This window comes from Streptomyces sp. NPDC088350, from assembly GCF_044753545.1.
In the GTDB taxonomy this organism is placed as follows: domain Bacteria; phylum Actinomycetota; class Actinomycetes; order Streptomycetales; family Streptomycetaceae; genus Streptomyces.
In genome coordinates this window covers 303,506-316,844 of the sequence record NZ_JBIVNL010000007.1, presented here as the reverse complement: position 1 = coordinate 316,844, position 13,339 = coordinate 303,506, and the positions used below count along the sequence as shown (strand labels likewise).

Below are 13,339 nucleotides of genomic sequence, written 5' to 3'. Positions count from 1 at the left end.
AGCCTAGGGGCGACCGGTGCGCGGATCAGGTGTCGTACTCCTGGATGCGCCGGCCGTGACTCCGGTCGACGAGGGCGGGCAGCCGGTCGCCCAACTCCCGTACGACGGCGGGTACATCGAGGGTGAGCAGCTCGCGGTCGCGCATCAGGACGCGGCCGTCGACGATCGTGGTGCGGACGTCGGCGGAGCGGGCGCTGTGCACGAGGGTGGCGGCGAGGTCGTGGACGGGCTGGGTGTGCGGCCCGGTGAGGTCGACGAGGACGATGTCGGCCCGCCGTCCCGGTGCGAGGGACCCGATCGAGTCACCCAGTCCGACCGCTTGCGCACTCTGGAGGGTCGCGTGGTGCAGCGCCTGACGTGATGTCAGCCAGCGCGGGTCGCCCTCGGCGGACTTCTGCACCAAGGACGTGAGGGCCATCGACTCCCACACGTCGAGGGAGTTGTTGGAGGCGGCACCGTCCGTGGCGAGGCCGACCGGGATGCCGAGGGTGCGCAGGGCGCGGATCGGAGTGGTGTCGGGCCAGGCGAACTTGAGGTAGCCGCGGGGCGCGGTGGCGACCGCGATGCGGCCGCTCGCGCGCTCCAGGACGGGCAGGTCGCGGTCGACGATGCCGGTGCCATGGGCGAGGAGCAGGTCGGTGGCCAACAGGCCGGTGCGGTCGAGGACTTCGACGGGGGTGACGCCGTGGCGGGCGAGGCTGGTGTCGGTCTGGTCGCGGTTCTCGGCGGCGTGGAGGTGGACGGGGAGGCCGTGTTCCAGGGCGAGTTCGGCGGTGGCGGTGAGGTCGGCGTCGGTCACCGTGTAGGGGGCGTGCGGGGCGAGGGCGGTGGTGATGCGGCCGTCGGCGGTGCCCCGGTGCCGTAGCGCGAACTCCAGTGATTTCTCCCGGCCTTGAGGCCCCTGGGAGGAGAAGTAGGCCTCGCCGAGGTGGGCGCGCATCCCGCACTCGGCGACCACGGCGGCCACCGTCTCCATCGAGAAGTAGTGGTCGGCGAAGCAGGTGACCCCGGCGCGGATCATCTCGGCGCAGGCGAGCCGCGCCCCCAACTCCACGTCCTTCTCCGTGAGGTTGGACTCGACGGGCCAGACGACGTCGTTGAACCACTCCTCCGTGGGCAGATCCTCGGCGAGCCCGCGCAGCGCGACCATCGGCGCGTGGGTGTGGCAGTTGATCAGCCCGGGCAGGGCCACCTGTCCGCACGCGTCGATGCGTTCGACGGCGGCGAGACCGACCACGTCCGCCGCGCTCGTCACCGACTCGACGAGCCCGTCCCGTACGACGATCGCGGCGTCCTGCTCGAAACGGATCCGCCCCCGGTCGTCGTGGACCAGGACGGCGCAGCCGGTGATCACCAGATCCACGGGGGAACCGGCGGGGGAACCGGCGGGGGAACCGGCGGGAGAGTCACTCACTCTCCCAACGTACGGCGTCGTCCTCGCCCCGCGTGAGCCCAACCGCGCATCCCGGCGTCGCGCTGTCGCGATCCGCCCCGGACCAGCACGCTTGTCTCACGACCAAGGCTTCTGGAAGGAGCCCCGCATGCTCCTCGGCACCTGGAACCTCGAGAACCTGTTCCGCCCCGGCGGCCCGTCCGGCCCCAAGGACAAGGCCGCCTACGAGACGAAGCTCGCCTCCCTCGCCGCCGTGATCACCGAGCTGGACCCGGTGCTGCTCGGCGTCCAGGAGGTCGGGGATCCGGCGGCGCTCGACGACCTGGCCGGGATGCTGGACGGCGAGTGGCACACGGCCACCTCCGCGCATCCGGACGTCCGGGGCATCCGGGTCGGCTTCCTCAGCCGTACCCCGCCGCGGGTGGTCGCCGACACGAACGCGTTCCCGGCGCAGCTGCGCCCGGTGCAGTCCGACGACTCGGGTGCCGAGGAGCCGACGGCGGGCCGGGGCTTCCTGGCGGTGGAGGTCACGACGGACACCGGGCCGCTGACGGTGGCGGTCGCCCATCTGAAGTCGAAGCTGCTGACCTACCCGGGCAACCGTTTCTTCCCCCACGACGAGGGCGAACGGGCCCGCTACGGCGCCTACGCCCTCTACCGCCGGGCCGCCGAGGCGGCGACGCTGCGGGCGCTGGCGGACGAGCTGCTCGCCGGTGAGGGCCGTACCCGGGACATGGCGGTGCTCGGCGACATGAACGACGAGGTGCAGGCGGCCACCACACAGATCCTGCTCGGCCCGCCCGGCTCGGAGATCGGCACGCCCGGATACGACCACCCCGACCAGGGCGACGCGACCCGCCTGTGGGACGTGGCGCCCCTGATCCCCACCGACCAGCGCTACTCCCGGATCGACTCCGGGCGCCGCGAACTGATCGACCACATCCTGGCAAGCCGCCACCTGGTCCAGCGGGTGACGGCGGCGGGGACGGGACTGCCCGGCGCGGGAGCGCCCCAACTGCCCTCCGTGGGACCGGATCCGGCGGAGCGACGGGAGGCCCCGGGGTCGGACCACGCACCGGTGTGGGTGCGGGTGGAGTAACTCCCCGCGCAACGGAGTGGAGTTGCTCCCTGCGTAGCCGAACCGGCTATACGGCGATGGGCAGTTCGATGGGCCGCAACCCGACCCGCCCCCGTCCGCGCTCGAACTCCTCCAGCAGTTCGGTGAGTTGCTCGATGTGCCGGCGGGTGAGTCGTCCGGTGTCGTCGAGGTGGACGGCGCAGGCGGTGGTCGTGTCGACGAGCCGTTCGAGGACGGCCGCGACCTCGTCCGTGCCTTCCGTGTGCCGGGCGAGGGCGGGGAGTTCGGCGGCCGAGACGGCGATGGCGCCGCGGGCCTCGGCGAGTGTGCGGTAGGCCTCGCGGCGCAGGGTCCAGCGCTCCGCGCGGTCGCCGGACTCGTTCAGCACATGGACGAGGTAGGCGTGCGCGGCACCGCCCGCCGCCGCGAGCCGGGCGCGTACGCCCCCGCCGCGCTCCCCCGGCATCGGCAGATGCCCGACGATCAGCACGATCGCGCAGGCCAGCAGCGTCTCGCCGATCCGGCCGACGGAGGCCTGCGGTTCGCCGCCGACCATGACGAGGGAGAGCACGAGGACGGTGACGACGGCGGTCTGCGCGGCGAAGTGCCGGGTGGCGACGGGGATCAGCGCACCGCAGAGCGCCACGAGCGCGACAAGCCCCTCCGGCCGAGGCAACACGGTGGCGAACCCGGCAAAAACAAGGGCCCCCAGCACGGTCCCCGCCGCCCGGCTCAGCGCCCGCGAGGCAAGCGGTCCGAGGTCGGGCTTGACGAGGAAGACGGCGGTGGCCGGCAGCCAGTACCAGTGCTCGTGCTGCCCGTACCAGCGGGCCTGGTGCAACGCCTGGGCGACGGCGGCACTGACCCCGAAGCAGAGGGCGACCCGGAACCCGTACTCCCGTCCCCCGGCCCCAAAGGCCTTACGGATCAAGCCTGTTGCCGTACCCCTCCGCGCATGCAGATCGCTCCCCTCCGCCTGGTCGAAGGCGTCGGCGGCGTGCAGCAGGGCGTCGTCGAGGGCGCGCAGCGCGGGCGCCGAACGGTTGGGCGCGGGCAGCGGCCCGGTGTGCGCGTTGTCGCGCACGGCGACGGCGAGCCGACGCGGCCCTTCGGACGCCCGGCCCGACACCGGCTCCCCACCCCACGCGAGCGCGGTCGCGGCCTCGGCCAGCGGCAGCGCGGCGGCGTACTGCCCGTGCAGCCGCCGCTCGGTCGCGGAACTCGCGTACCGCCGCAGCCGGGGCCCGGCGAGCGCGTCCTGCGCGTGATCGAGCGCGGCGGTAAGCGCGGCGCGCCGGGCCGTCGCCTCCGGCCCACCGGTGGCGTCGAGCAGCGCGGCGATCGCGTCGTACACGGCGGCTACGGCGTCCCGCTCGCCGTCGAACCGGTAGTCACCGGCGATCGCGCCCGGCGTGGGCAGCGCCAACCTCAGCAGGACCAGCCAGGCAGCCCCGGCGAGGAACGCGAGGGCCCGCTGCCACCCCGGTTCGGGCAGGGGCATCCCGGCGCCGATCGCGGAGGCGACGAGGAGTTGCGTACCGGCACCGGACGCGACCGGCCCGATGGCGCTGAAGCCGCCGGCCACCAGCCCGATCCCGGTGAGGAGAAGGGTCAGCACGACAGCCCCGACATGCGCCCCGGCGTACGTCCCGACCAGCAGCCCGGCCGCTCCCGCGAGCGCGGGCCCGCCGAGCCGCTTGACCGAGGCCCGCCGGCTGCCGGGCCGGTCGTTGATCCCGGCGAGCATCGCCCCGAGCGCGGCCAGCACTCCCAGAGATGTCCTGTCGGCGAGTACGGCGACGAGGAGAAGGGGTCCGGCGGCCAGCGCCCCTCGCGTGACCGCGCTCCACGGAACCGGCCCGCGCTGCGCACGGAGCGTGTGGGCGAGCCAGGGCGGAAGGGAGAGTGCGGGGGTGCGACGGGACACAGGGCTCCTGTCCTGACGAGGGCGGGGTGTGCCTTCGGGCGACGGTGGCCGGGGCTGTGGTTGTGGCTGTGGTTGTGGCTGTGGTGTCCACGGTAGTTCGGGCACCCGTGCGGAACGGCCCGGCCGTATTTCGGGGGTGTGAAGGTTCGCCGTAAGGGCGCGTTCTTTATGAACGCAACGCCGAGAAGAGGGCTTCCGCGTCGGAAACGGCGCGAAGGAGCGTCTCCGGTTCGGCGCGCAGCCCTGCCACGATCCCGTCGACCTGCCGCAGCCCGGCCCGCTCCAACAACCCCTTCTCGTTCGTCACCCATTCCCCCCGCCCCGCCAGCACCCCGTGCCCGGCCTGCACGGCGGCCACGGCGAGCGCACCGACGACCTCGGTGAGGCGGCCCTTCGGGGCGTGGTTGGCCTGCGCGTACGCGAGGGTGGCGCGGGCGGTGCCGTGCCAGCGGTCGGCGGCGGAGAGCCGCAGCTTCGCGGGATAGTCGTCCGGGCGGGGCAGTTCACCCCGCAGCACACGGTTGATCGCCAGTTCGGCGACCACCAGGTAGCTGGGAATCCCGGCGAGATGGAACAGCAACGGCTCCACCCGGAAACGCCCTTCCACCGCCTCCGCCAACTCCCGCTCCACCACGTCCAGATCGCGATAGTGCACGTCGACCCGCCGCCCGTCGACGGTCAACCAGGCACCCCCGTTGAAGACTCCCCCGCCCCAACCACCGACCTCGGAGACCTCCCCCTCCCAGCCGAGGGCACGGAGATCGGCGGGGTCGAAGGGGCCGCGGTAGTAGACCGCCAAGTCCCAGTCGCTGTCGGCTCGGTGGGTGCCCTGGGCACGGGAACCACCGAGGGCTACGGCCTGCACGGTGGGGAGGGTGGCGAGGCGGTCGGCGGTGGTGTCGAGAAACTCCGCGTCGTCGCCGAGCGTGGACATGAGCGCGCCTCCATCCCGTCCCCGGAAGCGTACGCAGGCATCACCGCCCGGCGCGACGCGTTTCCTCCCCACGGTCGCTGTCCCGCGAATCCGCCTGTACTGCGTCGAGCGGGTCGAGGCCGCCGAGCGGAGTGAGCAGTTCCGGGCCGTGTCGGCGGCGGCTCTACGCGGCCATCACCGAGGCGTACCCGTATCCCGACCCCTCCGCCCGCCCACTCCGCTGCCGATGTCTCCGCGGAAATTGGGGTGCGGACGCCGTCGCCCATGTGATCGGCTGCCCTCCGCGCTGCGTCGACCGCCGATTGCCGACCGTCGAATTACCCACCGCCGAATTACCGATCAACCGACCCCTGGGAGCCCCCGTGCTCGAACGCGTCACCGCCCGCACCCTCTTCCCGCCACCCACGTACTCCCACGCCACCGTCGTCGAAGCCGGTACGAAGCTCGCCTTCCTCGCCGGGGCTGTTCCGCTCGACGTCGACGGCAAGGTGGTCGGCGAGGGGGACGCAGTGCGGCAGGCCGAGCAGGTGCTGGTGAATCTGGGTGAGCAACTGCGGGCGGTCGGGAGCGACTTGGGGCATGTCGTGGCGACGGACGTGTACGTCGTCAGCGGCGAACCCTCGGTGTTGTCCGCCGTGTGGGAGGTGGTCGAGGCGTCCGGGCTCAGCGCCGGGCCGCATGCGTCCACGCTCGTCGGCGTGGCCTGTCTCGGATACACCGGGCAGCTCGTGGAGATCACGGCGACGGCCGTCGTACCGGCCGCGCCATCCACACCGTCCGTACCGTGCGCAGCGTCCGTACCGTGCGCATCATCCGTATCGGAAGAGGTGGCACGGCCGTGAATCCCGGCCCCGAGACCGTCGTCACGCTCCGCCGGGCGACCGCCCCCGACGCGCGCCCCGCCGCCGATGTGTGGCTGCGTTCGTTCGCCGCCGCGCTGCCGACCGTCGTCAGCCCTCGTTCCGCCGACGACGTGCGCGACTACTTCCGGGACGTCGTCGTGCCGCTGCGCGAGATCTGGGTCGCCGACGCGGGGGACGGCGGCGGGATCGTCGGGCTGATGGTGCTCAACGGCGGTCTGCTGTCCCAGCTGTACCTCGACCCGGACTGGCGCGGGCGCGGCCTCGGCGACCAGTTCGTCGGACTCGCGAAGGAACGCAGTCCGCAGGGCCTGCACCTGTGGACCTTCCAGGTCAACAGGCCCGCCCACCGTTTCTACGAGCGTCACGGCTTCGTCGCCGTCGAGTACACGGACGGCAGCACCAACGAGGAGCGGGAACCGGACGTGCGGTACGAGTGGGAGCCCAAGCCATAACGCCCAAGTCATAGGTCAGGGAAGTGCGTTGCGGGCCAGTTCCAGGGCGTACGACGGCCACCACCGGCCCGCCGCCGGGCCGCCCCGGCAGGTGCCGTCGGACTCGCCGGGGCGTTTGATCCACAGGTAGGCGTCGAGGAGGGGGTTGTCCGTGCGGGTCGTCGGAGGCGTACCCAGTGCGCGGCCGGGCGGATTGCACCACACGGCCGTGCCGATGTAGGGGCCGTTGCCGTTGCGGCTGGTGTCGATGACGTAGTGCAGGCCGGCGAGGTCCTTGGAGAGCTGGTCGCCGTACGTCGAACTCGCCTTGTCCGTCTGGAAGTTGGAGACGTTCAGGGCGACGCCGTCGGCGCGGGCGACCCCGGACGCCTTGAGCGCGTCGACGAGTCGCCAGGCCTCGGGGATCCAGCCGGCGTTGCCGGCGTCGAGGTAGACGTGGGTGTGCGGTTGGCGTTTGAGGCGGTCGACGGCGTGGGCGAGCAGGGCGTAGCGGTCGTTCGCCACGACCCGGGTGCAGCCCGCCACCACCTGGGCCACCGCGTCCGGTTCGACGATGACGTAGGCGCCCCGGTCGCCGAGGGCGGTCGCGAACTCGTCGATCCAGGCGCGGTAGTCGGCCGCGGTGGGGGCGCCGCCCAGCGAGTACTGGCCGCAGTCGCGGTTCGGGATGTAGTACGCCACGAGTACGGCGATCCGCCCTGCGCGGGCGGCTGCGGTGGTGCGGGCGCGGACGACGGGGCCGGGGTCGGGGCCGTTGAGCCACTCCGCGACGGGGTTGGCGGCGATGCGGTCCATCAGCGCGGCGTCGGCTGTTCGGCCGGACTCGCGCCAGGTGGTCGCCTGTTGTGCGGCTCGGGAGTCGGGGTCGGTCCAGAAGGGTTCCGGTACGTCGCGGGTTGCGCCGGCGCAGCACAACGCAGTGAGCAGGGCGGCAAGGAGGGTGCGGGATACCGGCCTGGTCAAGGGTGACTCCGTTCTCGCCGGTGGGGACTCGTCCTTTCGCGAGTCTGTGTGGCACGCAGGCACGAGTCGCCGTGGCGCCGGTCAGGTCGCGGCAAGATCACCCCTACGGATGCGCCGTTGAGAGTGCCGCGATGTGTCGTTTGGCGAGTGCGGCGCCGTCGTGGCTGGTCGCGCAGTTCCCCGCGCCCCTATCGGGGCGCTTGTCCCCAGCCCCGTCTCTTAGGCACCGGTCTCGCGTAACTCCCCGCCCTGCTCGTCGTCAGTCCCAACCCCACCAGCGACTCCGCGAGCTTCACCGCCGCCCCGACCCCGTCCACGACAGGCAGCCCCAGCTTCTCCCCCACCGCCCGCTGCAAGCCCGTCATCCCGGCGCAGCCCAGCACCAGTACCTCGGCGCCGGCCGCCCGCGCCCGTTCCGCCGCCGCCAGGAACGCCGCCTCCGTGCGGTCCTCGTCACCGGCGAGGTCGAGGACGCTCAGCCCTGTCCCGACGACCGCCGCGCAGTTCCGGCCCACCCCCGCCAGCTCCAGGCTGTCCTCGATCTGGCCGCAGGACCGTTCCAGCGTGGTGACGACGCCGTACCGTCGGCCCAGCAGACAGGCCAGGTGGGCGGCTGCCTCGGTGATGTCGACGACCGGTACGTCCACCAGCTCCCGGACGCCTTCGCGCCCGTGCTCCCCGAAGCCGGCCATGACGACGGCGTCGTAGGACGGGCCGTCGTATGTCCGCAGCAGGTCCATGACGGCCGCCGCCGAGAGATAGCTGTCGAGCCAGCCCTCCGCCGACTCCGGCCCCCACGCGGGGGTCAGTCCGGTCACGGTGGTGCCCGGGCCTGCGGCGGCCCGGGCACCTCGTACGATCTCTTCGGTCATCTCCTGCGTGGTGTTGCAGTTGGTGACGACGATGCGCACTCCGCTCAGACCTCCACCGGCTCGGGAACGGTCTCGGAGGCGGCTCGCTCGGAGCGGCAGATCAGCAGGTAGAGGCCGGCGCCCAGGGCCGTACCGATGAACCAGGAGTACGGGGCGACGTCGCTGAACGTCTTCACGAGTGCGAGTACGGCCGCGACCGCCGCCGAGGGCAGGAACGCCCACAGGGCCTTGGGGTTGACGCCCTTCTTGTAGTAGTAGCGGGAGCCGGGGGTCGCGTCGAAGAGCTCGTCGACGTCGATACGGCCGCGCTTCACCAGGTAGTAGTCGACCATGATCACGCCGAACAGCGGGCCGAGGAAGGCACCGAGGCCGCCGAGGAAGTAGTTGACGACGGTCGGGTTGGAGAAGAGGTTCCACGGGGTCACGACCAGCGCGGCGACCGTGCTGATCATGCCGCCGATCTTGAACGTGATCTTCTGCGGCCAGACGTTGGCCAGGTCGTACGCCGGTGAGACGAAGTTGGCGACGATGTTGACGCCCATGGTGGCGACGGCGAACGTCAGCGCGCCCAGCACCATCACCCAGGTGTTGCCGACCTTGGCGACCAACTCGGCCGGGTCGGTGATGGCCTGGCCCCAGACCTCCAGCGAGCCGGCCGTCACGATCACCGAAACGACCACGAACGCGGTGGAGTTGATGGGCAGGCCCCAGAAGTTGCCGCGGCGGACCGTCTTGTAGTCCGGGGCGAAGCGGGAGAAGTCGCAGAAGTTGAGCATCAGCGTGCCGTACGTGGCGAGGATCAGGCCGATCGCGCCGAACCACTGCCGCCACTGCTCGCCGAACGAGACCGGGTGCGGGGTGGAGGTGAGCGAGATGCTCCAACCCGCCTTGGCGAGTACCCAGATGGCCAGCGCGATCATCACGAGCCAGATCGCGGGACCGCAGAAGTCCTGGAACTTCCTTACCGATTCCATGCCTTGACTGATGATCACCGCCTGGATCAGCCACAGGGACACGAAGGAGACCCAGCCGAGGGCGTCAAGTCCCAGGAAGGAGTGGTGAGTCCAGGACTCCAGTCCCGGCCAGGCGGCCAGCAGCATCACGTTGACGGCGACGGACGCCAGGTAGGTCTGGATGCCGTACCACATGATGGCGATCACGGCCCGGATGAGGGCCGGGATGTTGGCGCCCCAGACGCCGAAGCTGATGCGGCTGACGACCGGGAACGGGACGCCGTGCGCCTGCCCGATCCTCCCCATCCAGTTCATGCCGACGTAGATGAGCACGAAGCCGACGAGCAGGGAGGTGAAGATCTGCCAGACGTTCATGCCGAGGACCAGCAGGCCTGCGGCGAAGGTGTAGTTGCCGAGGTTGTGGACGTCCGACATCCACATGGCGAAGAGGTCGAAGACCTTCCAGTTGCGCTTGCCGGCGGGGGCGAGGTCTTCGTTGGTGAGCCGGGGGTCGGGGACGAACGCTGGTGTGCCGGTGGCTTCGGCACGATCGGCGAGGGACACGGGGCCTCCAGGGCAAGGGGACGGAGGAGCGGGAGGAGGACTGCTTGCCGTTGTCGTTTGGTATACCAAACTGCGGTCATGGTCCTCCCGTCAACCGTTCCGACCGATGTCCCCATTGTTAACGCTCCGTAAAACACCCCCGGAGTCGGCGAAGATGGCCCCATGAGCTCCATGACAGCGAAGATCGAACCCCTCGGAGCGGTGCGCGAGCGTGTCCTGGCGACCCTGCGGCAGGACATCATCGCCGGTCGCCTCCGCCCCGGCGACCGGCTGGTGGAGCGCGAGCTGGCCGAGCGTTTCGGTGTCTCGCGGGTGCCGGTCCGGGAGGCGATCCGGGCCCTGGTCGCGGAGGGCTTCGTCCTGTTCGAGTCGGCGCGCCGCACGGTCGTGCGACGGCTGACCCCGACCGACGTCAAGGAACTGTTCGAACTGCGCGAGGCGCTGGAGGTGTACGCGGCCGGGCTCGCCGCGTCCCGCGCCACCCCTCAAGCACTCGCCGAACTACGGGAGTTGCTCGACACCGCGGCGGAGGCCACCAGGTCCGACGACGCCGAGGCGATCACCGACGTCAACACCCGTTTCCACGACAGCATCCTGGCCCTGGCCGGCAACAGCCTGCTGATCTCGGTCATGGAACCGGTCGACGGCCGACTCCGCTGGCTCACCCGGCAGAACGAGGAGTGGCCCCAACTCCTCACCGAACACCAGGAGTTGTACGAGGCCATCGCCTCCGGCGACCCGGACCGCGCCCGCGCCCACGCCCTGAGCCACGTGCAGGCCAACTACCGTTCCACGGTGCGGCACCTGTTCGGGGACGGCCCGCGGCCGTAGGCGGAGGGGGAGAACATGGTCAGCAGACGTGGCCTGTTGGGCGGGGCCGCGCTCATGGGCGTCGGTGCGACGGCGGGCGTGACGCGGGAAGCGGGGGTGGCCGTGGCGGACGTGGCGCTGGACACCCCGTTCACGCCGGTCGGCACACCGCATCTCGCGCAGGCCGAGCAACTGGTGGGCTATCAGCGGCTGTTGGCCGCCGGGTATCTGACGAGCGGGCTGGTGGGGCACTGGCCGCTGGACGGCTCGGGCACGGACCGTTCGGGCCGCGAGCACCCCGTCACGCTCGGCACGGGCGCGACCTGGACGGCGCTGCGGGCGGGCGGCGAACTGAGCCTCGACGGGACGTCCGGGGCCTACGCCGCCACCGACTCCGTCCTGGACACGACACTCCCCTTCAGCGTCTCGGCGTGGGTCCGCCCGGCGAGCGACGCCGACCCGGCGACCACGTACACGGCGGTGAGCCAGGACGGCACCACCACCAGCCGCTTCCTCCTCCAGTACGACAGCACCGCCGCCACCTGGGCTTTCAAGGTCCGCAGCGAGGACCAGGCCACCAAGGTGTCGGCCGTCGCCACGACACCGCCCGCCCTCGGCGTCTGGACCCATCTGACCGGCGTCTGGGACGGCACCCAGATCCGGCTGTACGTCGACGGCCAACTCGCGGGCAGCGCGGCGACGGCCCTCTCCTGGGCGGCACCCGGAGGCCTCTCCCTCGGCCGGGCCCGCTTCGACGGCGCGCCCGTGAACCACTACAAGGGCGCGATCGACGACGTGCGTGCCTACGCCCGCGCCCTGACCGCCGACGAGATCGCCGTCGTCAGCGGCCGTACGGCCCGTCTGAACAACGTCTACCTCATCGGCTCTGCCGCCACCCTCACCTGGGGCACGCCCGACGACCCGGCGAGCTGGGTGGCCCGCGCCCGCTGCGCGTCCTTCGTCACCCGCGTGCTGAAACACACCTACGGCTGGGCATCGGACGACTACTTCCTCCAGTACTTCCAGGAGAAGGGCCCGGAGGCCGCCGACTACTGCTCGGCGTTCCTGAACGGCACCGCGGGCCCGCGCTTCCAGCGCGTCCGCAAGGTCGCCGACCTCCAGCCGGGCGACATCGTCGCCGTCGACTACAACGGCAGCGACCCCGACAACACCGGCCACATCGTCATGGTCCGCGAGCTCAAGGGCGTCTTCAGCGGCACCGCGGACTTCACCGGCGAGACGCAGTACGCCGTGGAGATCATCGACTGCACCTCCGACCCGCACGGCGTCTACGCCCTCACCAACTACCCCAGGTACCCGGACACCCGCATGGTCGGCGGCGTCACCGGCGAGAACCTCCAGGGCGTCGGCATCGGCCACATGATGTTCTACGCCTCCGACACCACCGGCGAGTTCTCCCGGTACCGGTGGAGCGTCAACTCCGCGAAGACCGGCGGGACCTACGACGTGACGGCACGACCGGTGGCGGCGGCGCGAGTCGGCTGACCAGCGAGACGAGCGAGGCCACCGGGCCCAACGGCGTTAGCGGCGCGCGCACTTGTCCGTCGCCGCCACCAGCGCCTCCACGACACCCGGCACACTCGCGTTGTGCCCGGCCTCGTCCACAATCACCAACTCGCTGCCGGGCCAGGCGTGGTGGAGCCGCCAGACGACACCGACGAGGTTGCCGAGGTCGAGGCTGCCCTGGACGAGGGTGCCGGGGATGTCCTTGAGGAGGTGGGCGTCCCGGAGGACGACACCCTCGTCGTTGCCCTCTCCGAGGAAGTGGTCGTTGCCGAAGTAGTGCGTGACGGTACGGGCGAAGCACATGCGGAACTCCGGGTCCTCGTACCGCTTCTCGGAGCGCGGCGGGGCCGGAATGATCGCCGTCTCCCAGTCCGTCCAGGCCCGCGCGGCCCGCTCCCGCACCGCCCGGTCGGGCGACTCGATGAGCCGGTTGTAGGCGGCGGCGAGGTTCCCGTTCCGTTCCCCCACGGGCAGCTCACCGACGAACCGCTCGAACGCCTCCGGGAAGATCTTCCCAAGTCCCCTGGTCAGCAAGGCCACTTCGGGATCGGACCCGGTGGCGACACAGGTCAGCACCAGCTCCGACACCACCCCCGGATGCGTCTGCGCGTACCGCAACCCGAGCACCGACCCCCACGACACGCCCCACACCAGCCACCGCTCGATCCCCAAGTGCCGCCGCAGCAGCTCCAGATCGGCGATGAGGTGAGCCGTCGTGTTCACGCTCATGTCGGTGTCGTACGCGCTCGCGTGCGGTGTGGAACGCCCGCACCCGCGCTGGTCGAGCAGCACGATCCGGTAGGCGGCGGGGTCGAAGTAGCGCCGGGGGTACGGCGAACAGCCCGAGCCCGGCCCGCCGTGCAGCACCACCGCGGGCTTGCCGTGCGGGTTTCCGCAGGTCTCCCAGTAGACGTGGTTGCCGTCGCCGACATCGAGCATGCCGCGGTCGTACGGTTCGATCTCCGGATACAGGCCCATTCGGCGACCTTAACCTCGCTACGGC

General features: G+C 71.4%; 12 protein-coding genes. 5 read left to right on the top strand and 7 right to left on the bottom strand.

What is annotated here, in order from left to right; genetic code table 11:
• Positions 1-25 precede the first annotated feature (25 nt).
• Complete coding sequence (locus ACIQBL_RS26020) at positions 26-1,414, bottom strand: amidohydrolase (protein WP_401945325.1); 1,389 nt, start codon at positions 1,412-1,414, stop codon at positions 26-28.
• Between the two features lie 127 nt (positions 1,415-1,541).
• Here ACIQBL_RS26020 and ACIQBL_RS26015 point away from each other — a divergent pair, with 127 nt between their 5' ends.
• A complete protein-coding gene (locus tag ACIQBL_RS26015) occupies positions 1,542-2,492 on the top strand; it encodes an endonuclease/exonuclease/phosphatase family protein (RefSeq protein ID WP_401945324.1) in 951 nt (316 codons plus the stop codon).
• Between the two features lie 46 nt (positions 2,493-2,538).
• Here ACIQBL_RS26015 and ACIQBL_RS26010 read toward each other — a convergent pair whose 3' ends face one another.
• Positions 2,539-4,398: an FUSC family protein gene (locus tag ACIQBL_RS26010; RefSeq protein WP_401945323.1), complete on the bottom strand. Its 1,860-nt coding sequence runs from the start codon at positions 4,396-4,398 to the stop codon at positions 2,539-2,541.
• 166 nt (positions 4,399-4,564) lie between these two features.
• Positions 4,565-5,332: a nucleotidyltransferase domain-containing protein gene (locus ACIQBL_RS26005; RefSeq protein ID WP_401945322.1), complete on the bottom strand. Its 768-nt coding sequence runs from the start codon at positions 5,330-5,332 to the stop codon at positions 4,565-4,567.
• A 362-nt stretch (positions 5,333-5,694) separates the two neighbouring features.
• On the opposite strand from ACIQBL_RS26005, the gene ACIQBL_RS26000 reads away from it, so the two are divergent.
• Entirely contained in the window at positions 5,695-6,174 is a 480-nt protein-coding gene (locus ACIQBL_RS26000; RefSeq protein ID WP_401945321.1) for a RidA family protein, read from the top strand.
• Entirely contained in the window at positions 6,171-6,647 is a 477-nt protein-coding gene (locus tag ACIQBL_RS25995) for a GNAT family N-acetyltransferase (RefSeq protein ID WP_401945320.1), read from the top strand. The genes ACIQBL_RS26000 and ACIQBL_RS25995 overlap by 4 nt, the downstream gene beginning before the upstream one ends.
• Positions 6,648-6,662: 15 nt before the next feature.
• Here ACIQBL_RS25995 and ACIQBL_RS25990 read toward each other — a convergent pair whose 3' ends face one another.
• The 3 genes from ACIQBL_RS25990 to ACIQBL_RS25980 all read right to left on the bottom strand — a co-directional run bounded on the left by ACIQBL_RS25990 (position 6,663) and on the right by ACIQBL_RS25980 (position 9,999).
• On the bottom strand, positions 6,663-7,610 hold the full coding sequence (locus ACIQBL_RS25990) for a glycoside hydrolase family 6 protein (RefSeq protein ID WP_401945319.1): 948 nt from the start codon (positions 7,608-7,610) through the stop codon (positions 6,663-6,665).
• A gap of 188 nt (positions 7,611-7,798) precedes the next feature.
• Positions 7,799-8,521, bottom strand: a complete 723-nt coding sequence (locus ACIQBL_RS25985) for an aspartate/glutamate racemase family protein (protein ID WP_401945318.1) — start codon at positions 8,519-8,521, stop codon at positions 7,799-7,801.
• Positions 8,522-8,526: 5 nt separating this feature from the next.
• Positions 8,527-9,999 (bottom strand): NCS1 family nucleobase:cation symporter-1, encoded by a 1,473-nt coding sequence (locus ACIQBL_RS25980; RefSeq protein ID WP_401945317.1) that lies wholly within the window; start codon positions 9,997-9,999, stop codon positions 8,527-8,529.
• Positions 10,000-10,161: 162 nt separating this feature from the next.
• Between ACIQBL_RS25980 and ACIQBL_RS25975 the strand changes: the two genes are divergently transcribed.
• Together ACIQBL_RS25975 and ACIQBL_RS25970 are read left to right on the top strand one after the other, a co-directional pair.
• Positions 10,162-10,830 (top strand): GntR family transcriptional regulator, encoded by a 669-nt coding sequence (locus ACIQBL_RS25975; RefSeq protein WP_401945316.1) that lies wholly within the window; start codon positions 10,162-10,164, stop codon positions 10,828-10,830.
• Positions 10,831-10,845: 15 nt separating this feature from the next.
• Positions 10,846-12,315, top strand: coding sequence for a LamG domain-containing protein (locus ACIQBL_RS25970; protein ID WP_401945315.1), 1,470 nt, complete (start codon positions 10,846-10,848; stop codon positions 12,313-12,315).
• A 36-nt stretch (positions 12,316-12,351) separates the two neighbouring features.
• Here the strand turns inward: ACIQBL_RS25970 and pip are convergent, their stop codons facing one another.
• Positions 12,352-13,314 carry a prolyl aminopeptidase gene (pip, locus tag ACIQBL_RS25965; RefSeq protein WP_401945314.1) on the bottom strand — a complete coding sequence of 321 codons (963 nt, stop codon included), beginning with the start codon at positions 13,312-13,314 and terminating at the stop codon, positions 12,352-12,354.
• Positions 13,315-13,339: the final 25 nt, after the last annotated feature.